Origin of the sequence: Streptomyces sp. NPDC002935 (assembly GCF_040611295.1) — a bacterium.
In the GTDB taxonomy this organism is placed as follows: Bacteria; Actinomycetota; Actinomycetes; order Streptomycetales; family Streptomycetaceae; genus Streptomyces.
The window spans coordinates 1-23,104 of the sequence record NZ_JBEXNW010000057.1; the positions used below are offsets into that span (position 1 = coordinate 1).

The 23,104-nt window shown below is 67.8% G+C and carries 20 protein-coding genes and 8 pseudogenes; 8 read left to right on the top strand and 20 right to left on the bottom strand.

Annotated features, from left to right (window positions below; genetic code table 11):
• Window positions 1-188: 188 nt before the first annotated feature.
• From ABZX90_RS41575 to ABZX90_RS41585, 3 genes and pseudogenes are all read right to left on the bottom strand, one after another.
• Window positions 189-497, bottom strand: a pseudogene (locus tag ABZX90_RS41575) (IS5/IS1182 family transposase); the annotation flags it as partial.
• A 22-nt stretch (window positions 498-519) separates the two neighbouring features.
• Window positions 520-2,205, bottom strand: coding sequence for a ribonuclease J (locus ABZX90_RS41580; RefSeq protein ID WP_355213477.1), 1,686 nt, complete (start codon window positions 2,203-2,205; stop codon window positions 520-522).
• 245 nt (window positions 2,206-2,450) lie between these two features.
• Window positions 2,451-2,969 (bottom strand): annotated as a pseudogene (locus tag ABZX90_RS41585) (IS701 family transposase); the annotation flags it as partial.
• Window positions 2,970-3,212: 243 nt separating this feature from the next.
• On the opposite strand from ABZX90_RS41585, the gene ABZX90_RS41590 reads away from it, so the two are divergent.
• From ABZX90_RS41590 to ABZX90_RS41600, 3 genes are all read left to right on the top strand, one after another.
• On the top strand, window positions 3,213-3,410 hold the full coding sequence (locus ABZX90_RS41590) for a hypothetical protein (protein WP_355213478.1): 198 nt from the start codon (window positions 3,213-3,215) through the stop codon (window positions 3,408-3,410).
• 854 nt (window positions 3,411-4,264) lie between these two features.
• On the top strand, window positions 4,265-4,630 hold the full coding sequence (locus ABZX90_RS41595) for a hypothetical protein (RefSeq protein ID WP_355213479.1): 366 nt from the start codon (window positions 4,265-4,267) through the stop codon (window positions 4,628-4,630).
• Entirely contained in the window at window positions 4,582-6,258 is a 1,677-nt protein-coding gene (locus ABZX90_RS41600) for a hypothetical protein (RefSeq protein WP_355213480.1), read from the top strand. The genes ABZX90_RS41595 and ABZX90_RS41600 overlap by 49 nt, the downstream gene beginning before the upstream one ends.
• Window positions 6,259-6,423: 165 nt before the next feature.
• On the opposite strand, the gene ABZX90_RS41605 is transcribed toward ABZX90_RS41600, so the two are convergent.
• Window positions 6,424-6,573, bottom strand: a complete 150-nt coding sequence (locus ABZX90_RS41605; protein ID WP_351135085.1) for a hypothetical protein — start codon at window positions 6,571-6,573, stop codon at window positions 6,424-6,426.
• 101 nt (window positions 6,574-6,674) lie between these two features.
• Between ABZX90_RS41605 and ABZX90_RS41610 the strand changes: the two genes are divergently transcribed.
• Window positions 6,675-7,313 carry an HAD family phosphatase gene (locus tag ABZX90_RS41610; protein ID WP_351135083.1) on the top strand — a complete coding sequence of 213 codons (639 nt, stop codon included), beginning with the start codon at window positions 6,675-6,677 and terminating at the stop codon, window positions 7,311-7,313.
• A gap of 51 nt (window positions 7,314-7,364) precedes the next feature.
• Here ABZX90_RS41610 and ABZX90_RS41615 read toward each other — a convergent pair.
• The 5 genes and pseudogenes from ABZX90_RS41615 to ABZX90_RS41635 all read right to left on the bottom strand — a co-directional run.
• Window positions 7,365-7,613: pseudogene (locus tag ABZX90_RS41615) on the bottom strand (ATP-binding protein); the annotation flags it as partial.
• Between the two features lie 115 nt (window positions 7,614-7,728).
• Window positions 7,729-9,255 (bottom strand): group II intron reverse transcriptase/maturase, encoded by a 1,527-nt coding sequence (gene ltrA / locus ABZX90_RS41620; RefSeq protein WP_351135081.1) that lies wholly within the window; start codon window positions 9,253-9,255, stop codon window positions 7,729-7,731.
• A 606-nt stretch (window positions 9,256-9,861) separates the two neighbouring features.
• Window positions 9,862-10,403 (bottom strand): annotated as a pseudogene (locus ABZX90_RS41625) (ATP-binding protein); the annotation flags it as partial.
• A 43-nt stretch (window positions 10,404-10,446) separates the two neighbouring features.
• Window positions 10,447-10,686, bottom strand: a pseudogene (locus ABZX90_RS41630) (ISKra4 family transposase); the annotation flags it as partial.
• A gap of 522 nt (window positions 10,687-11,208) precedes the next feature.
• On the bottom strand, window positions 11,209-12,279 hold the full coding sequence (locus ABZX90_RS41635) for a WYL domain-containing protein (protein ID WP_355213481.1): 1,071 nt from the start codon (window positions 12,277-12,279) through the stop codon (window positions 11,209-11,211).
• 149 nt (window positions 12,280-12,428) lie between these two features.
• Between ABZX90_RS41635 and ABZX90_RS41640 the strand changes: the two genes are divergently transcribed.
• A complete protein-coding gene (locus tag ABZX90_RS41640) occupies window positions 12,429-13,115 on the top strand; it encodes an alpha/beta hydrolase (protein ID WP_355213482.1) in 687 nt (228 codons plus the stop codon).
• Between the two features lie 19 nt (window positions 13,116-13,134).
• Complete coding sequence (locus ABZX90_RS41645) at window positions 13,135-13,410, top strand: hypothetical protein (RefSeq protein ID WP_355213483.1); 276 nt, start codon at window positions 13,135-13,137, stop codon at window positions 13,408-13,410.
• Between the two features lie 130 nt (window positions 13,411-13,540).
• Here the strand turns inward: ABZX90_RS41645 and ABZX90_RS41650 are convergent.
• The 5 genes and pseudogenes from ABZX90_RS41650 to ABZX90_RS41670 form a co-directional block, all read right to left on the bottom strand.
• A pseudogene (locus ABZX90_RS41650) lies at window positions 13,541-13,771 on the bottom strand (ISKra4 family transposase); the annotation flags it as partial.
• 250 nt (window positions 13,772-14,021) lie between these two features.
• A pseudogene (locus tag ABZX90_RS41655) lies at window positions 14,022-14,228 on the bottom strand (transposase); the annotation flags it as partial.
• Between the two features lie 519 nt (window positions 14,229-14,747).
• Window positions 14,748-15,371, bottom strand: coding sequence for a hypothetical protein (locus tag ABZX90_RS41660; RefSeq protein ID WP_355213484.1), 624 nt, complete (start codon window positions 15,369-15,371; stop codon window positions 14,748-14,750).
• 133 nt (window positions 15,372-15,504) lie between these two features.
• Window positions 15,505-15,948: a transposase family protein gene (locus ABZX90_RS41665; RefSeq protein WP_355213500.1), complete on the bottom strand. Its 444-nt coding sequence runs from the start codon at window positions 15,946-15,948 to the stop codon at window positions 15,505-15,507.
• 39 nt (window positions 15,949-15,987) lie between these two features.
• Window positions 15,988-16,148: pseudogene (locus tag ABZX90_RS41670) on the bottom strand (IS4 family transposase); the annotation flags it as partial.
• A gap of 140 nt (window positions 16,149-16,288) precedes the next feature.
• Between ABZX90_RS41670 and ABZX90_RS41675 the strand changes: the two are divergent.
• Together ABZX90_RS41675 and ABZX90_RS41680 are read left to right on the top strand one after the other, a co-directional pair.
• Window positions 16,289-16,603, top strand: coding sequence for a hypothetical protein (locus ABZX90_RS41675; protein ID WP_351133221.1), 315 nt, complete (start codon window positions 16,289-16,291; stop codon window positions 16,601-16,603).
• A 135-nt stretch (window positions 16,604-16,738) separates the two neighbouring features.
• Window positions 16,739-16,954: a hypothetical protein gene (locus ABZX90_RS41680; protein WP_351133219.1), complete on the top strand. Its 216-nt coding sequence runs from the start codon at window positions 16,739-16,741 to the stop codon at window positions 16,952-16,954.
• Between the two features lie 539 nt (window positions 16,955-17,493).
• On the opposite strand, the gene ABZX90_RS41685 is transcribed toward ABZX90_RS41680, so the two are convergent.
• The 6 genes from ABZX90_RS41685 to ABZX90_RS41710 form a co-directional block, all read right to left on the bottom strand.
• Window positions 17,494-17,790 (bottom strand): hypothetical protein, encoded by a 297-nt coding sequence (locus tag ABZX90_RS41685; protein ID WP_355213485.1) that lies wholly within the window; start codon window positions 17,788-17,790, stop codon window positions 17,494-17,496.
• 34 nt (window positions 17,791-17,824) lie between these two features.
• Window positions 17,825-18,364 carry a MarR family transcriptional regulator gene (locus ABZX90_RS41690; RefSeq protein ID WP_351542755.1) on the bottom strand — a complete coding sequence of 180 codons (540 nt, stop codon included), beginning with the start codon at window positions 18,362-18,364 and terminating at the stop codon, window positions 17,825-17,827.
• A gap of 99 nt (window positions 18,365-18,463) precedes the next feature.
• Window positions 18,464-19,096 (bottom strand): SRPBCC family protein, encoded by a 633-nt coding sequence (locus ABZX90_RS41695; protein ID WP_351133214.1) that lies wholly within the window; start codon window positions 19,094-19,096, stop codon window positions 18,464-18,466.
• A gap of 86 nt (window positions 19,097-19,182) precedes the next feature.
• Entirely contained in the window at window positions 19,183-21,570 is a 2,388-nt protein-coding gene (locus ABZX90_RS41700; RefSeq protein ID WP_355213486.1) for a xanthine dehydrogenase family protein molybdopterin-binding subunit, read from the bottom strand.
• 5 nt (window positions 21,571-21,575) lie between these two features.
• Window positions 21,576-22,112: a (2Fe-2S)-binding protein gene (locus ABZX90_RS41705; RefSeq protein ID WP_351133210.1), complete on the bottom strand. Its 537-nt coding sequence runs from the start codon at window positions 22,110-22,112 to the stop codon at window positions 21,576-21,578.
• Window positions 22,112-22,981 (bottom strand): xanthine dehydrogenase family protein subunit M, encoded by an 870-nt coding sequence (locus tag ABZX90_RS41710; protein ID WP_355213487.1) that lies wholly within the window; start codon window positions 22,979-22,981, stop codon window positions 22,112-22,114. Before ABZX90_RS41710 ends, ABZX90_RS41705 begins: the two co-directional genes overlap by 1 nt.
• Window positions 22,982-23,104 lie beyond the last annotated feature (123 nt).

The window sequence follows — 23,104 nt, forward strand, 5'->3', positions numbered from 1 at the left end:
GCCGCTCCGCTCGCTCCGGAGCGGCCGCGGCCGGCGTGGGTGCCGTTCTGCCCAGGGTGCAGGTACTGCGCGAGTCCGGGTCGCCAAAGAAGAATTGAACGTGAGGGCCCTGATGGTGGGCACCGGAGAAACCCGGCTGGTCGTGGTCCGCGGCAACAGCGTCTGAGAGGTCGTTTTCTCCCGTTGTTTCATCCATGAATATGTCTTTTGTTCTGCGGTGTCGGGTCCCGGCAGGAGATGGTGTTCTCGCTGGTGAGGCGGCGGGCCATGAGATCGGTCATGGCGATGTGGTCATGGATTCGGAGCGGAGGGGCAGGGTCTCGTAGTCGCGGGCCAGGCGGCGGTGGAACATCAGCCACTCCGTGACGATGTTCCGCTTTCTGCCCACGATCTTCTTCGCGGCGTCGATGCCCTGGCCGGCGGCGGGAACGCTGGTGGAGGTCTTGACGCTCTGGGCGTCAAATCACACAGGCCGATGGCTCGGCATCCCGTCCCTCACTCTCCCGCAGGAGCTGGGGCTCAGGCGTCGATGATGACGGGGATGATGAGGGGCCTGCGGCGATAGGTGCGAAACGCCCAGTTCGCCACGGCGCGGGCGATGAGCTGTTCGAGTTGGATCGCGTCCCCGACGCCTTCGTCGGCGGCGGTGGCTAGGGTCTTCTCGATGACGGGGATGACCGGCTCGAAGGTGGTGTCGTCATGGGCGAAGCCGCGGGCCAGGAAGTCGGGGGCTTCGGCGAGGGCGCCGGTGTCGGCGTCGACGATCGCCACCACCGTGACCACACCCTCTTCCCCAAGCGTGCGGCGGTCCTTGAGTGAGGCTTCGGTGACGCCGCCGACCTCCATCCCGTCCACGTAGACGTAGCCTGCGGGGACCTTCCCGGTGATGGACGCGCGGCCGTCGACGAGGTCAACGACGACGCCGTCCTCGGCGATGACGACCCGGTCCGGGTCGACACCGGTACGGATGGCGAGGTCGCCGTTGGCCTGCAGGTGGCGCCATTCGCCGTGCACAGGCATGACATTGCGGGGTTTGACGATGTTGTAGCAGTAGACGAGTTCGCCGGCGCTGGCGTGCCCGGAGACGTGGACCTTGGCGTTGCCCTTGTGGACCACGTGGGCGCCCCACCGGGTAAGCCCGTTGATGACGCGGTAGATGGCGCTCTCGTTGCCGGGGATGAGGGAGCTGGCGAGCAGGACGGTGTCGCCCTTGCCGATACGGATCTGGTGGTCGCGGTTGGCCATCCGTGACAGCGCGGCCATCGGTTCGCCCTGGGAGCCGGTGCACACCAGAGTGATCTTGTGGTCCGGGAGCTTCTCCAGTTCCTTCGTGCTCACGACCAGACCGGAGGGAACCTTCAGATAGCCCAGGTCACGGGCGATTCCCATGTTGCGGACCATCGACCGGCCGACGAAAGCGACCTTGCGGCCGTGCTGGTGGGCGGCGTCCAGGACCTGTTGGATGCGGTGCACATGGCTGGCGAAGCTGGAGACGATGACCCGGCGCGGCGCGGTGCGCAGCACCTGCTCGATCGCCGGGTTCAGCTCACGCTCGGAGGTGGTGAAGCCGGGTACTTCGGCGTTGGTGGAGTCGGTGAGGAACAGGTCCACGCCCTCCTCGCCGAGGCGGGCGAAGGCACGCAGATCGGTGATGCGGTCGTCGAGAGGGAACTGGTCCATCTTGAAGTCGCCGGTGTGCAGTACCATCCCGGCGCCGGTGCGGATCGCGACCGCGAGGCCGTCCGGGATGGAGTGGTTGACCGCCACGAACTCGCAGTCGAAGGGCCCGAAGCTGCGCCGGTCGCCCTCCCGCACGCGCACCGTGCGCGGCCGGATGCCGTGTTCCTTGAGCTTGGCCTCCAGGAACGCCAGCGTCAGCTTGGAGGCGACGATGGGAATGTCGGACCGCTCGCGCAGCAAGTAGGGCACGCCGCCGATGTGGTCCTCGTGGCCGTGGGTGAGGACCACGGCCACGATGTCGTCCAGCCGGTCCCGGATGGAGGTGAAGTCCGGAAGGATTACGTCTACGCCGGGCTGGGTCTCTTCGGGGAACAGCACGCCGCAGTCGACGATGAGCAGCTTGCCGGCGTGCTCGAAGACGGTCATGTTGCGGCCGATCTCGCCCAGGCCGCCCAGGGCGATGACCCGCAGCCCTCCTTCGGGAAGGGGCGGAGCGGCTTTCAGCTCGGGGTGCGGATGACTCATGCCTGGACGTTACCCGGAGATGGGACGAGGTGATCCATTGCCTGGGCGATCTCTTCCTCCTGCCGAGCGGATCGAGCGGTGCTGGCAGCAGGCCAACGACCGTCTTACCGGCCGCCTGCTGGGCTCCGGCTCCTAGTACTGCAAACGGTGCTGTTCCGATTGCTGGGCAGCTTTCAGGGGCTGTGTCCGCGTCGTTTGCAGGATGTGGTTGATCGGGGTGGGGCGGCGGTCGGTGAGGCGGGTGATCAGTCGTTGTATCTCGGCGAGGCTGTAGTGGATGAGCTGGGAGGATCCGTTTCTGCTTTCCCGATGTCCAGCTGGCGGGCCCGTAGGACGGTCAGGCAGGCGTGGGCGGCCATGGCCAGGGTCATGTGGCGTTGCCAGCCGGGGTAGCGGCGGACCTGGTAGTCGTCCAGGCCGCATTCCTGCTTCGCCGTCTGGAAGCATTCCTCGACCGCCCATCGGCTGCCGGCGATGCGGATCAGCTCGTCCAGCGTGGTCTGGGCCGGGCAGTAGGCGATGTAGTAGGAGATCTCCTCGGGCCTGCTCACGCTGCGGCGGGCGAGAACCCAGTGTCGGCGGTCCTCGCGGTGCCAGGGCCGCACCTCGATGCGGGCCCAGTCGTAGATCCGCCGGCCCTGGGCTCCCTCGCCGAAGGAACGGCGTTTCCACTTCTGCCGGGGCAGACCGGGGAACAGGTCGTGGACGGGGTGGTCGATCGCCCAGTGGGTGACGACGGCGTCGTGCCGGGTGGTGGCCATGACGGAGGAGCGAGGCGCCATCAGGATCGCCCGGGCGGAATGGCTGAGCCCGGGTACCGCAGGACATCGATAGTGCGGTGGTCCCCGGTCGAACTACCGCGATCCCCGCGCCCCCGACAGCAATCTTGGTCGGGTCCGCGGAAACAGTAGGCCGGTGCAGTATCAAGGCCGGCAGATGGTGTAGCAGTTCCTTCGGGGCCCTGGCACACATGGTGCCAGGGCCCCTCCACGCGTTCCACGAGAGAGGTGCATCTCGCTGACCGGGGTGACCTGGTTGCCATTCCGCCCAAGGGGATCTCGCAGCGGTTCAGCCAAGTGGAGAGCGACACAGACTGCTCCATCCACGCTGTCGACTTCCACAAGGCCGCGAACTACCTGAAGACCTACGAACTCGCCACGCTCCTCGACACGGTCCGGGCAAAGGACGGGCACGGCGATGGGTGACGACGCCTCGGCAGGACCCGACATCGCGGCACGGGTCTTCGACCGGCTGATGCAGCAGGTGAACATCCGCGGCGTACGGCGCTGGGACCTGGCTTCCCCTTACCTTCAGCGACACGCCACCGAGCACGCAGAAGAGTGCGGAGACCTGCATCTGCTCTTCCGGGAACTGGAGTTCTTGGTCCACGCCGACCCGCAGTCGGTCCTCACCGCTGGCAGGCTGCCGCAAGCTGGCGTCCACCCCCGACTGATGCTCGTCTACCAGGCATCCCTGGCCCGGCACAGCAGTGCGGGGCCGGAGGCGCGCCGCCACATTCTGGCCATCGACGCCCTGCGGTACGGGGGGCGGGTTGTCACCGAGCATCTCTACCACCCGCCGCACAAAGCGCCGGTTCCCTGGCAATGCCGCTGGTCTACCGCGCAGAACATCAGCCCCGCGCAGATTGCCACGCTGACCCGGACCACCGAACCGATCCGTTTCGTGGCCATAGGAACCCTGGACGGACAGGAGTTCGCGGTGACCGCCGGAGACGACCACACGGCCCATGTCTGGGATCTCGCTGAAGGCACCCTCCGCTGGGAACTCCGCGGCCACACTGCCCCGTTGACCGCCCTCGCAGTCGGCGCCACGCCCTCGGCCTGCGCGGTCACGGCAGATGCCCACGGCGACCTGCGCTGGTGGAATGCCCAGGACGGCAAACTGCTTGGCGAGATTGCCGGTGCCCACGAGGGCGCCGTGACGGGCCTGATCCTGTCGACGGTGGACGACGTCCCGGTCGCCGTGACCTGCGGTGCCGATGGAGCGGTTCGGAGCTGGGAGCTGCGGACCGGCCGACCCCGTCATCTCCTTTGTGGAGGTGGCGTCCACGACCGCCCAGATGACCGTGGTGCCCGGTGGGGACGGAGAGCCGCTGGTCGTCATCAGCGACGGCGGCGGCCGGGTGATCGCGGTCGACCTCACCACAGGCGCGGAGGTGAACCGCCTCTCAGCCGGTACCGATCCTGTTGTCGCCGTGACGGCTCTCGACGACGGTGGAAGCCCCGCCGTGGTGTTCGCCACCGAGAGCGGCCAGTGCCATGTGTGGGAGGTGGCCGATCCCGAGCCGGCCCTCGGCTGGCCGTGGGAACACGGCACGGTATCGGCGTTGTCCGTGATTGACGCGGGCGAGGAGGCGTGGTCGTCGTCGCCGGCGTGGCCGGGGCGATTGAAGTCCGGGCCGTGAACGACGGCCAGTTGCTGCATACCTTTAAGGGGCACAGCGGGCAGGTGACGGCCCTTGCCACTGGCCTCGCCGGACTTGTACCGACGGCGGCGTCGGGGGATCGCGACCCGCTCCGGGAACGGAAGCGCCCACGGCCGCCGGACCGGCGCTCGCAGATACTTGCTGCCCTCTCCGGCTGGATGCTGCTGTCGGCCTCCGAGGACTGCACACTGCGGGCGTGGAGCCTCGGCGACGGCCGCCTGCTGCACACCCTGACTGCCCACCAGGCGGCCGTACGTGCGATCGCCGTCACCCACTCGAAGGCCACCGTGCCGCTGGTGGTCAGCTGCGGCGATGACGCGACTGGCCGGATCTGGCGTCTGCCACGAGGCCACGGGATTGCGGACGCCGCCCGTGGACCCCGGCGCACCGAGGCCCTCGCAGTGGCCCAGGCAGGAGGGCGGGTTCTGATCGCCACCGCTTGCGACGACCACCTGTTGCGGATTTTCGACGCCTCTGACGGCAGGATGGAGAAGGCTTACACCGTGGGACGCCACGCGGTGACCGCGCTCGGGATCCGCGCCACCTCAGAGGGCCCGGTCGTTGTCGTGGCCACTGCCGACGGCGGTCTCGCCGCCCGCCTTGCCGCCAACGGCCGCGTGCTGTGGCGCCTGCCGGAATCCCGGAACCCGGTCACGGCCCTGACCATGGGGGGATCCGCCCGGCGTCCGGTGACGGTCGCCCTCCGGGCCGACGGCCGGGTGCAAGTCCATGAACTGGGCAGTGGGACAAGGAGGACCGACGGTCTCAACCCCGGCCCCGGCGTCATCGCGATCGCCGCGGGCCGGACCCGCGAGAAGCCGATCGTGGTCATCGGCCATCGCGACGGCCGGATCGGCGTCTGGGACCTGACGTCTGGTCAGCTACGTCGGAGCCTGCGCGCGGGCGCCGCGGAACTGACCGGCGTGGCCTTCGGCACGCGTGGGCCAGGCGGTCTGATCGCGTCCCGGCACACCGACAAGATTATCCGGGTCTGGGATGCGGACACCGGCCGTGTCACGGCTCAGATCGGAAGTGACGGCACGTCGGCGCTGGCCGTCGGGGCGGGCACCGGCCAGCCCGTCGTCATCGAGGCGGACGCGGGTGGCGCCGTGCAGTTCTGGAACGCCGAGACTGGCGAGCACCACGCGCATGTGTGGCTGCCGGAGCGGGCGGTTGCCTTTGCCATAGCCGACGGCGTGCTGGCCGTCGGCTATGGACGAGAACTGGCCGTTCTGTCCGCCGCAGACGACCCGGGGCCGTGGCGCGAAGACCCACCGAAGCCGAAGCCCACGTCACGCCGCGCTGGACGTTCGGCCCAGGCACCCAGGACCGGTCGCGTTTCGCACCTCGACCTGGCCGTTCTGGCCGCCCTTCAACGGCGCGGGCCCCAGGGCCGCGCCGAACTGAGAAAAGCCCTTCACGCCAACTGGTCCCTCAGACAACTCAAGGCCGTCCTGGGCGGACTCGAGCGACGCGACCTCGTCCATCAGGTCGCCGGCTCGGCCCACTACGAGTTGTCGGAAGCAGGCCGCGCGCTCCTCACCAGATCAGGCTTACCTGTCCGGATCCGCTACTTAGAGCGAAGGACTCGCCGGGCGGGCTCCTGAACCCTGACACGCGGCCGTGGCAGCGCCACCCCGATGTGTCTGGTCGGCTCGTCCCTCGGGCACACGTGGGCAGGTCTCGGGCTGCTGATAGCCCTAGGCCCACCGCCTCCTGATCAGGCGTCGAGCGTGTCCACGACCTCGCCACCCACCGGGCCCTGGCTTCGATCACTTCTTGCGACAGCGTTTGTTGAAGAGTTTGGACGGCAGCGTCCGGTCGACGGCTTCGCTGATCGTCACGAGTTTTGAAGTCACCTGCTGATTGAGGCGAGTCGGGTTGGCGGTTGCGACAGGGCTGTCACAAGCTTCGAAGATCACTTGACCTTGCCCCCAGGGGAGAGACGACAGTGTCTCTGTCGATCACATGAGCGGGCGGTCTGTGCTCGCTGGTCAGGCCAGGACGAAGAGGGGGAGTTCGCGTGACCGCGACCTGCGTCATTCTCGACATCGGGGGCGTGCTGGAGATCACGCCGGAAACGGGATGCGTGCAACGGTGGGAAGAGCGGCTGGAACTGCCACTGGGCACTGTCGATGAGCGGATGCACGACGTGTGGCGGGCCGGGAGCGTCGGGAGCATCAGCGAGCGTGAAGTGCACGAACAGGTGGCGGCCCGATTGGGACTCGACGCCCCCCAGGTTGAAGCCTTCATGGCTGATCTCTGGGCGGAATACCTGGGGACGCCGAACGAGGAGTTCATGGACTATGTGCGAGGGCTGCGCGGAAGCTGCAGGCTGGGCATCCTGAGCAACAGCTTCGTCGGCGCCCGGGAGCGGGAGACGACGCTGTATCACTTCGACGAACTGGTGGAGCAGATCGTCTACTCGCACGAGATCGGCATCGAGAAGCCCGACCTGCGTGCCTTCGAGGCAACATGCGCCAGCTTGGACGTGCGGCCGGAAAACTGCCTGTTCATCGACGATGTCGCAGTCAACGTTGAGGCCGCCCGGATGGCGGGCATGCAGGCGCATCTGTTCGAGGACAACGCCCGCACCATCACGCGCATCGCAGCCCATCTGGATGCCGGGCCCTTGGCCCCAGGGCGGGTCCCGCTCGGATGACGTCGGCCTGGCCGGTCTTCGCGGTTGCCGGCCAGGCGTTGAAGCGGTTGATCAGCCCGCTTCTGCGTGCTCGGCTCGGGCTCGGGTGCTGGCGAGACGGTAGGAGTCGGTGCCCGTTTCGATGATGGTGCCATTGAAGGTGAGGCGATCGACGATTGCCGCGCAGAGGCGGGGATCGGTGAAGGTCTTCGTCCAGCCGCCGAACGACTCGTTGGAGGCGATGGCGACGCTGTTCTTCCCCTCGCGCTCGGTCAAAACCTGGACCAGCAGCTCGGCTCCATGCCGGTCGAGTTCCATATGTTGGGCCGGGGACGGGACGCCGTGCGCCCTTCCGGGCGTCGGTCTTCCCGTCCCCGCCCGCCGAACCGGACGGGCCCGTTGGCCGAGCATCCGGCTCTCCACGTGATCCGCTGAATCAGGCGAGGTATTCGCTGACCTGGCCGACGAAGGCCACATCGTCGTGGTTCGTCCGGCGGAAGCGTGCTCCGTCGGGATCGACCTCATCGATGTTGTAGGGCGTGCTGATCTGCGCTCCACGAAACGTGTATCGCTGGACTCGCATCTTCGCCGGGTTGTAGAGGATGATTCCGCCCTCGGTGATGCGGTCCGCCCCGTAGTAGCGGCGCCGCAACTGTTTCCAGGTCAGGCGGGGGTGTTTGTAGCGAATCCAGAGAAGCAGCCTCCACCACGCGTACCAGCCGAGGTAGGAGAACGTTCTCTTGGATGCGCCGTAGCGGAAATAGGCAGCCCAGCCCCGAAGGACCGGGTTCACCGACCGCAGCACCTCCTCCAACGAGAGCGACGTCGTACTTCGCCCCGTCAGTTTCTTGATCTTGTGCATCACCGACGCCAAGGCAGACTTGGACGGAATGGTGAGCACGACGCGACGGCCATCGCCGAAGGGCCTTCGCTGGATGTGGAAGCCCAGGAAGACGAAGCCGTCGTCGATGTGGGTGATGTGGGTCTTCTCGACCGAGAGGGTCATCTTCAGCCTGCGGGCCAGCAGTTCACCGATCTTCGCCTTGAGCGCTTCGGCCTCGGACCTGATGCCGTGCACCAGCACGACAAAGTCGTCGGCGTAACGCACCAGGCGGAAGTTCGGCCGCCCCATCCGGCGTCGATACTGACGACGCCATGGCGGGGTCATCTCCCTGTCCCAGATCCGCGAGAAATACCGGTCCAGGACGGAGAGATAGATGTTGGCCAGCAGCGGGGAGGCGACTCCTCCTTGCGGAGTGCCCGTGAGGGTCTCCGCAAATCCACCGTGCAGCTCGACAACCCCGGCCCGCAGAAACGCGCTGACCAGCCGCAAGACCTTGCGGTCCTTGATGCGTTCAGCCACCAGGTCCATCAGGACGTGATGATCGACGTTGTCGAAGCAAGCCTTGATGTCGCCCTCGATGACCCAGTCATAGGTCGACGGCTTGCGGGTGAAGCGGTGGATCTCGGCGATGGCATCCTGAGCCCGACGTCCAGGCCGATACCCATAGCTGGACGGGTAGAAATCGGCCTCGAAAATCGGCTCCAGGACCAGCTTGAGGGCCATCTGCGCGACGCGGTCCCGCAGGGTCGGGATGCCCAGGTAACGGACCTTGCCGTTCTTCTTGGGAATTACCGCCTGCTTGACCGGCAGCGCAGTGAAGGACCCGTCCTTGAGCGAGGAGCGAAGCTCCTCCAGGAACGGAATCACTCCATGACGCTCCTCGATATGGAAACGGGTCACCGCATCCACACCTGCTGTCCTGGCACCCCGGTTGCCGGACACCCGCTCCCAGGCCACCACCAAAGTGGCCCGGTCGCAGATCAAGTTGAATACATCATCGAACCGGCGATCCGGCTCGTTCCTTGCCCATCGGTGCAGCTTGATCTGATGATCGAGTACCCGTCGCCCAGCCGTCATACTGCCCGGCCAAGTTGTTTCCGACGGAGCGTCGTTGTTCAACAACGTTCCTCCCCGACAGCAGTCCTGCTGCCATCACGCTGTCACCCTTCCCCATGTGACCGGCTTTCCCGGCCTCCGAGTACTACGGCGACTCCGCCACGGTCTGGCTTCATCAGCGGGCATTGCGCCTGCCCGCCGCCCGGCCGGCTGCCGGACGGGAAGGGCGATGCCAGATCGCTTCCCACGTTCACTGAGGATCTCTGTGACGGCGTCGGTGCCCAGCTATACCCCGGCAGCATCGCCACGGACCGCACATCGCAGTCTTGGTCCGGGCCTCCCGGCGCCCATAGGCTAAAGACGCCGGAAGAGGAGAGGCCACCGGATAGAGCAATCTCCAGCACTGCAAAGCGGCCCATCCACCAGATTCGGCAGGCCGCTGACGACTCACGGGACGTCAACCACTGGTTCAGTTTCCTTGCACCCATTCCGTCTTCGCTTGCGGGCACGAACCGTCTGGTGGTGCCGGTCCGCCCCTACGTTGTCGAGGCTGCTTCCGGCCTCACCCCCAACCCGGGGTTCAGCCTGCCTCCAGCTTCAACCGGTCCCTGCGAGGAACGGCGGCGGGCCTCTCATCCCGCGAGATCCATCAGCGCCTCGTGGCGCACATCCGAGTTCATCAATGCAGAGCAGATCGACGCGGCCGTAGCGCGCGATGGTCTTGGTCAGTTGCTCTTCGTCGGCTGCCTCGACCAGTTCGTTGACGAGTTTCGCGGCGAGCACGTAGCGGACCCGGAAGCCGGCCATCGCAGCCTCGGTGCCCAGCGCGATCAGCAGGTGGGACTTTCCGGTGCCTGAGTCGCCGATCAAGCACAGAGGCTGGCCTTTGCGGACCCATTCGCAAGTGGCGAGGGTGTGGACGGCGGCGGATGTGACATTGGGTTGGCGTCGAAGTCGAAGTCCCGCAGGAACTTCTGGCGGGGGAATCCGGCGGACTTGATGCGCCGCTCGGACCGGCGCCGGTCCCGGTCTTCGCACTCAGCCATCAAGAGCTCGGCCAGGAAGCCGCGATAAGTCATCTGTTCGCGCTCGGCGGCGTCGGCCGTCGCGCTGTACTGACCTCGAATGGTGGGCAGCCGCAGCACCCGGCAAGCGGTGTCAACGGCCGCGTCGGCGGCCTGCTCGGTCAGGCCGCGATGACGCTCACTCACGGCATTCTCCCTTGGGTGCGGATCCTCTGAAGTGACGGTCGGGTCAAGCAGTGAGGCTGTAGTCCTGCTGGTCAGGGCTGGGGTAGAGGCGTTGGCATTCGCGGACTGCGTGGAAGGTCCAGTAGTCCTCGAAGTCTCCGTTCGTGATCAGTGCGCGGAGTTGGAGGACGGCTTCCGCGCCGTCGAGTCCCCAGCGGGCGCCGGTGATGTCGAGGCGGTCGGCGATCAGGTGGCGGCAGGCGCCTTCGACGGCTCCGGTGGCGATCGGCCAGCCGGCCGCGAGGGCGGTGTCGTAGTGGAGTTGGTCGAGGTGGCCGGTGAGGTAGCGGTGGCAGGTGGTGACTGCTTCGCGGCGGGCGGCGGGGAGTTGTTCGGCTGCGGCTTGGGCGGTCATCTCGGTGGCGGCGCGGTCCGCATGTCCGGCGAGGATCGCGGTGAGTTTTGTCCGCAGCCCAGCCAGTACCTGCGTGACGGTCTCCCGCGTGATCTCCAACCGCGACAGATCCTCCCGCGCCGTCTCCAATTGCAGGGCTAACTCGGCGGCCTCAGCCTGGAGTTCCTCTACTCGCTGCCGAGCAGCGGCTTCCCGAACCTGCAGCTCTTCCGGCAAAGACGCCATGGCGACCCACCTCCACCACCACGGTAGGGACGAGCAGCCCCGAGCACAGCCCTAATCAGCTCGAAGCCCAGCGACTGAGTGAGACGATCACGGGCCCTCTGGACTCTGGCCGTCATCGAGCACAGCCACAAGACCCTCAAGGATCCCAACGAACTCCATGGTCGGTTCCTGGCGGCCTGGTGGTCCTCAACTGACTGATGGCTTCGCGCGTTCGCCGGGCTGCTGGGCATCAAGTTCCTGTTCACAAGGCGCGGGGTCCGAAGGCCGAGGGCCTGGTCGAGCGGGCCAACGGCTGTCACTCACGGCCGCACCAAGGCGGGATGCCAGGACGGCAACCGCGTCCCGAAGCTCCGTCCCGCCCACGACATGGAAGGCGAGAGGGACCGTGGCCAGCCACTCCTGCGCGTACATCGCCGGGTTGCGGGTGCTGCCGACGAGCACGCAGCGTTCTCCCGCCACCCCCACCGGTTCGAGCTGTCCCATCGAGGGCCCGATCCACGGGGTGACCTGCTCCACCGGTGCGTCGAAGAGCACGCGCGTGGGGTAGGCCCATCCGGTGCCCAGGTTCTCCTCCAGGACCGCGACCGGGTCGAGGTCCTGCGGCATCCGGAATCCGATCGCAGTCACCTCGGCCGTCAGTATGCGATCGACCCGGTAGGTGCGCACTGCTTCCCCGCGGTGGGAGTGGCAGAGCAGGTACCAGCGCGCCCGGCGTACGACGACGGCCCACGGGTCTACCTCCGCCTGCCACTGGTTGCCGGCCTGGCTCCGGTAGGTGATCAGCAATCGCTGCCGGGACGCGATCGCGTCCACCAGGGCGCTGGTAACGGCGGGATCTGCGTAGGCCGCACGCGGATCGGGCGCGGCAGCGGCATGCTCGCGCAGCGCGGCCGCCTGACGCCCGATCCCCTCGGGCAGCGCGTGGATGACCTTGCCGAGGGCGGAACCGACGAGGTCCCCGGGATCGGTGGCGGCCGGCCTGCCGTCGAGAACTGCCATGACCAGGCCGAGCGCCTCGCTCTGGGTGAAGCTCACCGGCGGCAGCCGGGTCCCGCGCCGCAACCGGTAGCCGCCGTGCGGGCCGCGCACGGAGTCCACCGGGATGCCGGCCTCCCGCAGGATCGCGACGTAGCGACGTGCGGCGCGATCGGTCACGCCGAGCTTCTCCGCGAGTTGCTCGGCTGTCGTGCCCGGGCGCGTCCGCAGGATCTCAAGGGTGTGCAGGGCGCGGGCAGTGGGGCTCGTTCCGGTCTGCATGTCGGACAGGGTAGGCAGCTGCCGGGGAATCAGGAAGCTGATCGTCCTGAACTGCTCCTAGCATGGGAGAGCCCAGTCGGGCAGGCCGCGTCCACTGCGCGACGCTTTCGGCAATCCCTTTCAACCCCGACACGAAAGTGGATCTCACTATGGAAATCCTGCTCATCAGCGGCCTGTGGCTGGACGGCACCGCCTGGGACGCGGTGATACCAGCTCTTGAGGCGGTCGGGCACCGCCCGCGGCCTGTGATCCTTCCGGGCCAGGGCGACGGACGCTCGTCTGCCACGCTCGACGATCAGCTGGCGGCAGTCCTCGCTGCCGTTGATGCCACGGTGGACAATCCCCTGCTCGTGGCCCACTCAGCCGCCTGCACCCTCGGCTGGCTGGCCGCTGACGCGCGCCCGGAACGGGTGGCCAAGCTGGCGCTGATCGGCGGCTTCCCCAACGAGGACGGTCAGCCGTACGCCGACTTCTTCGACATGCACAACGGCGCGATGCCCTTCCCCGGCTGGGGTCCGTTCACGGGAGCAGACAGCGCCGACCTCGACAAGGACCTTCGGCAGCGCATCGCAGCCGATGCGATCCCCGTCCCCGAACAGGTGGCCAGGGGCGTAGTGCGGCTGACGGACCAGCGCCGCTACGACGTTCCGCTGGTGGTGGTCTGCCCGGAATTCACCCCCGAGCAGGCCCGCGAATGGATCACTGCCGGCGAGGCGCCGGAACTCGCCCGGGCCAAGCACGTCGAGTACGTCGACATCGACTCCGGCCACTGGCCGATGTTCACCAAACCGGCCGAACTCGCCCGTCTCCTCGACCTGACAGCCTCTCGGGACTGACCGAGCAGGGACTTTGACCATGCCTCACACCGTCCGCCAGCTGAACACCTTGACCTGGGACACCTTCGTCGAACTCGTCGAACGCAACAACGGCATCTTCGGCGGCTGTTGGTGCATCGGCTACCGCCCCGATTGCGGCCAGCCGGGAATCGGCCACCGCGCCTTCAAAGAGCGGCGCGTCCGCATGGACCAGGCCCACGCCGCACTCGTTCTCGACGAGGACGGCATCGCCCAGGGCTGGTGGCAGTACGGCAGCCCCGACTGGCAGGCCAGAGCCGACGGAGAAACTCCCTGAACGGGGCTGCCGACCATCACAGCCCCGCCCCCAGTCGACCCCAGCCGCGGGAAGGAACGCAGTCGGCGCGCCCGGCCGGGCGAGCCTGTCAATCAGGATGGGAACAGGTCTTCTGAAGTGGCGGTCGGGATCAAGCAGTGAGGCTGTAGGTCTGCTGGTCAGGGCTGGGGTAGACGCGTTGATGTTCACGGACCGCGTGGTAGCGCCAGTAGTCCTCGAAGTCGCCGTTCGTGATCAGCGCGCGGAGTCGGAGGACGGCTTCGGCTCCGTCGAGTCCCCAGCGGGCGCCGGTGATGTCGAGGCGGTCGGCGATCAGGTGGCGGCAGGCGCCCTCGACCGCGCCGGTGGCGATGGGCCAGCCGTTGGCCAGTGCCGTGCCGTAGCGAAGCTGGTCGAGGTGGCCGGTCAGATAATCCACCAAGCAACCCCGCCCACAGCCCCAAGCAGCGTTCTCCCAGATCAACCCTTCACTCCAGAAGAACCGCACCCAAGTCAATTCCCGGCAGCCCTTACTCAGCCTCCCGGCTCCCGCTTGGTGTCACGAAGGGCCGCGCACCTATAGATTGCTACAAAGCGTTTACGTTCCACAGAGGTCATGCTGTTGGTGATCTTCACTCGGTCAGGGTTCGGCGGAGTCGCTTGAATCGACTCACGGGACGGGGCTGGCGTGGTGGTGAAGTGCCTGGCGGGAAGCGTCCGTTCAGTCGGATGATGTCCGTTCCGGCGGCGGTGAGAATGTGCTGGACGTGGGTGTTGGCCATGCCTCTGTAGCGGCAGTGCCGTAGTCCGTGGGCGTGGACGGTTTCGGAGACGGTGGCCACAGCGAAGTATGCAGCCTCATATGGGAGTTCGAGCCGGAGAACGGCCAGGGTGAGGCGTATCTCCATGAGGACGGCACGTGCCTGTCCATGGATATCTGGGGGAAGACGCGATCTGGTTGGCGATCGTCTTCCGCGAGCTGACGCCCTTGGATCTTGACCCGGTGTTCTGCGATGAGGGTTACCCTTCGACGTTCGTCTGCGGGCCGGGACTACCGAGGTCGCTGCGCTCGCTGATCAGGTTCCTTGTGAAATTCAGCAGGACGTCGGCCTGCTGCTCCAGGCCGGTCAACCGGCCTCCGTCCCCCACCCGTTACGGTTTTCGTGGCTCCGCAATTGGGGCCTCCGGCCTTCGGGTCCGGCATGACTTCCCCCTCCTGTTGGTGATGATCCGGGGGGGTGTCACCGGGCCCCGAGGCATCGACGGACCGCTGGTGGCGGATTGCCCTTTGTCTCGCTGAAGACTGAGTACTCAGTTCAGGGCCGCAGCGATGTACGCCGACAACACCAAACTGGTGGTCACTGCTTCCTCTCTCCAGCCGTGAACGGGCCGGTCGCGGGGGCTACGCACTTGTCGACGACGGTCTTCTCGCCGGCTGCCGAGCCCTCCAAGCAGAGCCGTCCACCCTTGTCACGCAGGTCGAGGAAGAACCGAGTGGTCGCACCGGACTGCCTGAGGTCGTGGATGCGCTCGTCGATATAGCCGAGGTCGTTCAGGATCGCCCTGACCTTGGTGGGGGTGGGTTCCACTACATCCCACAGCGCCTGGGCGATGCGCTCTTCATGGAGGTTGCTCGCGCACAAGTCGCGAGCGTTCAACTCCACTTCCGGACCGGCCGTGGGGGCGATGGGCTCGATCGCGTCGCTCGGCGGTGTCTCCACCGAACCGGACGGCAGTGTCTCCGCCGGACCGGTCGGCGGCGGCTCTGGCGGAGCGCTCGGCGGACACGACTGCGCGATCTTGTCCAGCATCGCCGTGAAGGCCGCGTCGGGCCGGCCTCCGACGGCGTCTGCGGGCTTGTTTTGCTCACTGTCGGCGTTCGTCTTCTCGGCGCCGCACGCGCCAAGTGTCAGCGCAGCAAGCGTGGTTATCGCGAAGTTGAGCAGCAGGCGGCGCGAGGCGCGGGCGAATGTGCTGCTCAAGGCAGGGATTCGTGTCATGTGCACAGTTTCCGATCAAGCCTCCCCCTGCACGTGAGTACGCATACTCATGTGGGTGGGGGTACTCGCTCAAACTTCGATGAGCCGTGACCAAACTTCAGCGAGACAGGACAATTCAGATGGTTCGGGCATATTCGAGCTGGAGCTGGAGCTGGAGCTGGAGCTGGAGCTGGAGCTGGAGCTGGAGCTGGAGCTGGAGCAGGACGAGGGCCGCGGCGGCGATCTGGGTGATCTGGCCGGGATCGAGGCTGACTCGTAGCAGGGCCTTGAAGGTGCTCTTGAGCAGGGAGTTGGCTCGTTCGCACACGCTGTGGACGCCTCGGATGGCCTTGTTGTAGGTCCGCTGGGCCTCGGTCAGCTCGCCGCCCGCGGGCCTCTTGAGCGGATGGCGGAAGCCGTCTCCGGCGTTTTCGTAACCGGAGGTCGACCAAGGTAGGCATGTCCAGCTCCGCCGCGAGACGGTAGAGCGCGTCGAACAGGCCGTGCCGGCGAGCGCAGGTGGTGTAGTGCTCGCGGCCCGGGCAGACCTGAGTTGGTAGGCCAGGACGCGGACCTGCACCGGGTCTCGTTTCGCCGGGTCGGTGCCGGCGTGGATGTCGGAGAGCCGTGATCCGTCACGAAGCAGCTTGCGGACGGGCAGGACGCGGTTGGCCGGCACCCGCCACAGCAGGTCAGCCCCGGTGGCGGCGAAGGCTCGCCACAGCGGGACACCAAGGAACTCGCGGTCGGGGCCAGGACCAGCTGGCCCGGGCCACAGGACCGGGGCAGGGGGGCGAACAGCGTGCTCATGATGCCCCCTCACGATCAGGAGGCAGAAAGTCATCGTGGCCAAAGCGACATGGACGACGAAAGGCGTTTTCACCGGGTGAGGAGGCGCCCGTGCGGACGGGGCCGGGATCGTGACCGGCGATCTGACCGTACGCACCACCTGGGACGGCAGACAGGCTGATGTCGCGGCGCGGTATACCGGCACCGCGCAGTGGTTCACCCTCACCGGTAGTCCGGCGCCCTGCCAGTCCGAGCAGGTCAGCAGGCGACTGCACCAGGCGGTGGTGGAAGCTGTGCGCGCGGCGGCGCTGTCGTTCCTCAGCCTGTGCGGATACTGGAATTCCGTTCCCGCCACTGGCGCGGGCGCAACAGTGCCTTCGCTGACAGCACCGGATCCTGGTGGTCTGTCGGACAGGCCGTCTGTGGTTTGGCCCGTGGTGGTCTGACGGGCGTTCGTCGGGCCGGCTCGTCCGGGCTGCGGCCATTCGAGTGTGCTGAAGCCGTGTCAGGCGACTGGCGGAAAGCCGATTGATCATGCTGGGCGGGAATCAACACGCTGTTCCAGCGACGAGGAGTACGGCATGCCGATGGACTCGGTGGCTAGATTTCTGGCGGCTCTGAACCCGGAGGATCGGCAGACTGTCGGCGCCGAACCAAGCGATGAGCAGGAGCGCCTCGCTGCGGCCTGGGAACGCGAGCTGGAGGCAGACGCCGAACTCGACACGCTCGACGAGTTGTCGCCGCCTGCGGCCGAGGCAGAGGCGGCCCGTCGTGTCCTGGATCGCAGAGACGGTTGACCCCCGGCAAGGATTTGCGTCCAGTAACTGAGTGCGCATCAGCTGCAAGTATTGCCTGGTCCTGGAACTTGATGACCGAGTGGCACCTGTGCCACCGGGGCCCCGCGTGATGATTCTGATTTGACTCCTTGCTGACGGGCTGGCCTGGAGCTGACGGCCAGGCGCAGGCATTTGCCGCGTCAAGTGCCCGGGGTGTCCGCTGCGCAGGGCGAGGATGGCCATGTCGTCGTGGCTGTCGCTGGGATGGTGGTCCCCCAGGGTCTCTAGAAGGTTCCTGGGCCTTGAGGGTGTCCCGCTCGTCCATATCCTGTCGGTGGTCTTTCTCCACCAGGGAGGAAAGCAGTCGGCCAGTGAGCAGCGCCGGCCTGCTCGGTCTGACCCGCCAGGTCAGGCCGCGCAGCCGTGACGGTCACCGTAGGAGAGGTGGATCTCTGAGAGATCTCCGGTGCCGAGGGTGCTGGGTGCGTTGCCGATGGCGTTCCACACCTTTGCCTGGACGGTTCCGTTCTTGTGATCGCAGGCAGCTCCTGTGGCAGAGATCAGTGCGGCCCTTTCGTGTAGTGCTCCCAGCCGGCTACGGGATCGGTGGCGAAGTAGCGGTAGGTCTCGACCCGGTTCCAGCTGCCGTCGCCGGAGCAGTCGTAGGACAGCTGGACCTGCGGGGCGTTGCCCACGGCGCTTCCGGCATCGACGGCCAGGTCGAAGGTCGGCGTGCCGCCGTCGTAGGCCAGGTTCAGCCCGGTGGCGGTGAAAGTTCCGCACGACGAGGTGGTCGGCCAGTCCGGGGCGCGGCACTTCCCGTGGCTGGACGATGCCGACGCGTTCGTGGCGGCCACTGCGGCCTTCGTCGGATGACAGGAGGCTCGCTGATTACGTCGTGGCGTCGCTCGGTTCCTCGTCGGAATGGAGGATCGAGACCTCCAGCTTGCGCAGCAGTCGCGCCAGTTGGCGGCGTTCGGAGGGCGAGAGTCCGCTGAGCATCCGGCGTTCGTTGTCGAGGTGCTCCGAGAAGACGGTGTCCACCGTTGCCAGGCCCTTGTCGGTGAGACGTGAGTAAACGACTCTGCGGTCACCGGCGTCCCGTTCGCGGACGATGAGACCGTCGTTCTCCAAACGGTCGATCCGCAACGTCACTCCTGCCGATGAGACCAGTCCGGTGTCCGCGAGCTGTCCGGCCGTCAGCCGGTAGGGATCGCCGGACCGGCGCAAGGCGGTCAGCACGTCGAAGCCGGCCACGGACAGCCCATGACGCTCGATCGATGTGGTCAGCCTCGTGCTGTAGCGCAGGAAGGAGCGGTGGAGGCGCGCGAGGACCTCGAGGGGGCTGGTGTCCAGCTCGGGGCGTTCGCGAGCCCAGTCCTCGATCACGTTCGCGACGGCGTCCCGGTCCGCCGGCCTCGATGCAGCCATGCCCATCCCCTCGTACAGCGCCCGCCACCTTCTCATGGCACTGAGAATCTTACCGCTGAGGTGATAGGCCGGACCGGGGGACGGGCTGCGCAGCCCGAATTACCTGCGGGAACGTCGCCTCAGGCGCTGAATCACCACGACGGCGACCAGCACTGCTGCCGTCGGCACGGCAGCCTTCCTGAGCAGCACGGGCAGCGCGGCCGCTCCGAGGTCCACCGCCTCCGGCTCGGGCGAGAGCCGGCCGGACGACCCCACCAGGCCCGTTGTGGCCGCGACGGACGCGGAGCCCCCGGAGTCCCGCAGCAACTCTTCGAGGCGGGTGGCGAACTGCTGAACGATGCGGTCACCGACTTCGGTCATGATGCCCCGGCCGAACTGCGCGGGACGGCCGGTGATGTCGAGGTCCGTGCGCACGCGCACCCGGGTGCCGACCGGGTCGGCGGTCAGCGTCGCGGTGACCGTGGCCGAGGCCGTACCCGTGCCTCGGGTCTCGCTCCCGCTGACGTCGAGGTGCATCGAGCGGGCGGACCCGTCGCGGCTGACGGTGCCCTCGCCGCGGTAACTCATCTGCACCGCACCGACCTTGACCTTGACTCGTCCGGTGAACGCGTCACCGTCGAGGGTGTCCAGTACGGCGCCGGGCATACAGGGTGCGACCCGGCCGAGGTCGAGGAACAGTTTCCAGGCGTCGTCCGGATCCGCCGGGACGGTGAAGCTGTGGTCGAGCTGCATGGGTGTCCAATCAGAGACGGGCCGGCCGTGGCCGGAACGAGGGAGGGCAGGCCGCGGGGGTCTGCGGATTCATGTGTGGGCCGGATTCAGGTTCCGTCGGCCGTCCGGATCAATGCGCGGACCCGGCTGGGTGAGAGCGGTCCTCGGCGCACGACCACACCGAAGGGGCGCAGTGCGTCTTCGACGGCACCGGCCAGCACTGCCTGTGGTGCGATTGCGCCGCCTTCGCCGAGTCCCTTGACGCCGAGGTCGTTCATGGGACTGGGGGTGAAGATCTCGTCCATGTCGAGGTCGGGTATCTCCGAGGACGTGGGCACCAGGTAGTCCATGTATGTGCCGGTGCGGGGCTGGCCGTCGGGGCCGTAGACCATCTCCTCGTAGAGCGCACCGCCGATTCCCTGCGCGATGCCACCGGTGACCTGTCCCTCCGCGATCATCGGGTTGACGATGTTGCCGGCGTCGTGGACGACGACATAGTGCAGGATCTCGATGCCGCCGGTGTGTTCGTCGACCTCGACGACCGCCGCATGTGCTCCGCCCGAGACCGCGAAACCCGGTGGGCGGAAGTGCACGGTCTCACTGATCTCGGTGCCGTATCGCCCGTCGGCGGGTTCGGGGGTGCCGGGCAGCGGGGCCCGTCCGGCCAGCTCCGCCAGCCCCATGGACGGGCCGCCCGGATCCTTGGACGCCACGACGCCGTCGTTCAGGTGGAGGCCGTCCGCGTCGACGCCGAGCCGGCGCGCCGCCGCTTCGACGATCTTCTCGCGGATCATCCGGCCGGCCCGGTGGGTGGCGTTTCCCGCGGTGACCAGGGCACGGCTGGCGATGGTGCCCACACCGAACGGGGTGGCCTCCGTGTCTCCGCCGACCACATCGATGACATCGAACGGCACCCCGATGGCGTCCGCGGCGATCTGCGCCATGGAGGTGCGGTGCCCCTGCCCCTGGGAGGGGGCGCCGATGGCGAGGCGCACCCTGCCGCTGGGGGCGATGTCGATCCGGGCGGTTTCGAACGGTCCGAGTCCGGTGGCCTCGATGTACATGGCGAATCCGATGCCGATGTACTTGCCGTCCCGGGCGCCTTCGCGCTGCCGTGCGCGTACCCGCTCGACATCCGCCTTGGCCACGGCGCGGCGCAGGAGCTCGGGATAGTCCCCGGAGTCGTAGATCTGCGGTCTGCCCGAACGGTCCACGAGCCCGGTCGCGTACGGCATCGCGTCGGGTCCGACAAGATTGCGCGCCCTCAGCTCCTCGGGCTCGATGCCCAGCTCCGCTGCCAACCGGTCCATTGCGCGTTCCATGGCGAACACCGTCTCCGGGCGTCCGGCTCCCCGGTAGGGCGTGGCGAAGGTGGTGTTGGTGAGCACACCGACGACGTCGATGTCCACGTTGGGGATGCGGTAGGGGCCGAGCAGATGACAGAGGGAGTTGTACGGCACCACAAGGCCGGTCATGTTGTAGGCGCCGAAGTTGACGGTGATCCGGTCGCGTACGGCGAGGAGCCGGCCCTCGGCGTCCGCGGCGAGTTCGATGCGGTGGATCTGCTCACGGGCGTGGGAGGCGGCGGTGAGGTTCTCGTTGCGGTCCTCGCGCCACAGCACGGGGCGGCCGATGCGGCGGGCGGCATGGGGGACGAGGAGCTCCTCGACGTAGAGGATGCCCTTCTGGCCGAAACCGCCGCCGACATCGGCCGCGACGACATGGACCGCGGCGGACTCCAGACCGAGGGTGTGCGCGATGGCGTCCCGGAGCCGGTGCGGGGTCTGGGTGCCCGACCAGACGGTCAGCCTGCCGCTGTACGGATCCACCTGGGCGGAGATCGCGCGGGTCTCGATCGGAGAGGCGACGTACCGGTGGGCCTCGAACCGCTCGCTCACCACGGCGTGAGCGCGGGAGCACGCCGCGTCCGGGTCGCCGACCCGGGCGGCGACCGCGACCGCGGTGTTGTCGGGAAGCTCCTCGTGCAGCACAGGTGCGTCCGGGCTCAGGGAGAGCCCGGGGTCGACGAGAACGGCCAGCGGGGAGTAGCGCACGTCGACGAGTTCCAGGGCGTCCTCGGCGAGGTAGCGGTTCTCGGCGAAGACGACGGCGACGGGCTGGCCGGCGTAGAGGACCTTGTCGCGGGCGAGGAGGGGCATGGGAGTCATGCGGACCACCGGGTCCAGGAGCTCGGCGAGCCCCGGCGGGGTGCGCAGTTCCTCCTTGTTCAGCATCGCCGGAAGGTCCGCCACGTCGTCGCCGGTCCACACCGCGACGACGCCGGGCGCGGCCAGGGCCGCGCTCACGTCGACGGAGTCGATGCGGGCGTGGGCGTGCGGGCTGCGCACGAACGCGGCCTCTACGGCTCCGGGCAGGGCGATGTCGTCGACGTATCGGCCGTTGCCGCGCAGCAGCCGGTCGTCCTCGACGCGCGGGACGGATCGGCCGATCCACCCGCCGTCGCCGTGCCGGTGCAGGTCGGAGTCGTGGGACATGCGGGTCACTCCCCGAAGCGCTCGTCGAGTGCCTGGCACACGGCACGGCGGATGTTGCGGTAGCCGGTGCACCGGCACAGATGCCCGCTGAGGGCGTCGGCGACCTGTTCCTCGTCCGGGCGGTCGGACTGCTCGGTGAGCGCGGTCGCCGTCATCACGAACCCGGACGTGCAGAAGCCGCACTGCATGCCGTGGCACTCGTGGAAAGCACGCTGTACGGAGGTGAGGGGGGCGTCGCCGGGTGCGAGGCCCTCGACCGTGCGGATCTCGGCGTCCTGGCACTGCACGGCCAGGGTCAGACAGGTACGCACCGGCTCGTCGTCGACAAGGACGGTGCAGGCCCCGCAGACTCCGTGCTCGCAGCCGACATGCGTGCCCGTGAGGCCGAGCCGGTCGCGCAGGAAGTCGCTGAGGAGCAGCCGGGACTCGACCTCGGCGGTGACCGGCCGGCCGTTGACGGTGAGCGTGATCTCGTGCCAGGCGGAGGGCTCGGCGAGCGGCGGCTTGCGCGCCGCGAGCGGGGTGGGGACGGACGGGGTCATCAGCAGCGCTCCCAGGCGGTGGTGCAGGCACGGACGAGGAGATGGGCGGCGCCTTCGCGCCGGTACTCGGCGGTGGCGTGGACGTCGTCGGAGGGCGTGAGACGGGACAGCGCGGCGCCGGCCGCGGCGGCGAGGGCCTGCTCGTCGGCTTCGCTGCCCACGAGTGCGTCCTCGGCGGCGGCCAGACGTACGGGTACGGGGGCTACGCCGCTGAAGACCACGCGGGCCGCCCGGACGGTGCCCTCCCCGGAGCTCCGCTCCAGCACGACCGCCACGCCGACGGTGGCGAAGTCACCATGTCTGCGGGTCAGTTCCTCGAAGGCCCAGCCGTGATGCGCCGGGAGCGGGGGGAACACGACCTCGGTGAGCAGCTCGTCCGCCTCGACGGCGGTGGAGAAGGTCGCGACGAAGAAGTCCTCGGCGGTGACGGTGCGGGTGCCGCGCGGCCCGGTGATCACGAATTGGGCGTTCAGGGCGAGGGCCGCGGTGGGCAGCTCGGCGGCCGGGTCATGGTGGGCGAGACTGCCGCAGACGGTGCCGCGGCTGCGGATCTGCGGGTGACCGATGTGCTCGATCGCGGCGGCCAGCAGCGGCCACCCTTCCCGTACGGCGCTGTCGGCAGCGGCCCGGCCCTGCCGCACGGCGGCGCCGATGCGGAGGTTGCCCGCCGCGTCCACGTGAAGACGGCCGAGCTCGGGGATCCGGGTGATGTCGACGAGCAGCTCGGGCCTGGCCAGACGCATGTTCAGCATGGGGATCAGTGACTGGCCGCCCGCTACGACCTTTGCCTCCCGTTCCTCGTCGGCGAGGAGGGCGACCGCCTCGCCGACGGTGCTGGGGGCGGTGTAGTCGAAGGATGAGGGTTTCAACCTGCTCCACCGGTCCTCTCTGGTCGTCGTCGCGCCGTTGCATTCGGCACGTACAAATCTATCTAGTACCTGAAATGATTTACACTAAAGTTTCTTCCTGGCAAGAGGCTGTCCGAAATTTCC

What these genes read in the sequence shown, in the direction of transcription:
- ABZX90_RS41705 (WP_351133210.1), bottom strand. Translation starts at nt 22,112, where the DNA reads ATGACCCCGTCCGTCCCCACCCCGCTCGCGGCGCGCAAGCCGCCGCTC.
- ABZX90_RS41635 (WP_355213481.1), bottom strand. Translation starts at nt 12,279, where the DNA reads ATGCAGACCGGAACGAGCCCCACTGCCCGCGCCCTGCACACCCTTGAG.
- ABZX90_RS41680 (WP_351133219.1), top strand. Translation starts at nt 16,739, where the DNA reads ATGCCGATGGACTCGGTGGCTAGATTTCTGGCGGCTCTGAACCCGGAG.
- ABZX90_RS41640 (WP_355213482.1), top strand. Translation starts at nt 12,429, where the DNA reads ATGGAAATCCTGCTCATCAGCGGCCTGTGGCTGGACGGCACCGCCTGG.
- ABZX90_RS41700 (WP_355213486.1), bottom strand. Translation starts at nt 21,570, where the DNA reads ATGTCCCACGACTCCGACCTGCACCGGCACGGCGACGGCGGGTGGATC.
- ABZX90_RS41690 (WP_351542755.1), bottom strand. Translation starts at nt 18,364, where the DNA reads ATGGCTGCATCGAGGCCGGCGGACCGGGACGCCGTCGCGAACGTGATC.
- ABZX90_RS41695 (WP_351133214.1), bottom strand. Translation starts at nt 19,096, where the DNA reads ATGCAGCTCGACCACAGCTTCACCGTCCCGGCGGATCCGGACGACGCC.
- ABZX90_RS41645 (WP_355213483.1), top strand. Translation starts at nt 13,135, where the DNA reads ATGCCTCACACCGTCCGCCAGCTGAACACCTTGACCTGGGACACCTTC.
- ABZX90_RS41580 (WP_355213477.1), bottom strand. Translation starts at nt 2,205, where the DNA reads ATGAGTCATCCGCACCCCGAGCTGAAAGCCGCTCCGCCCCTTCCCGAA.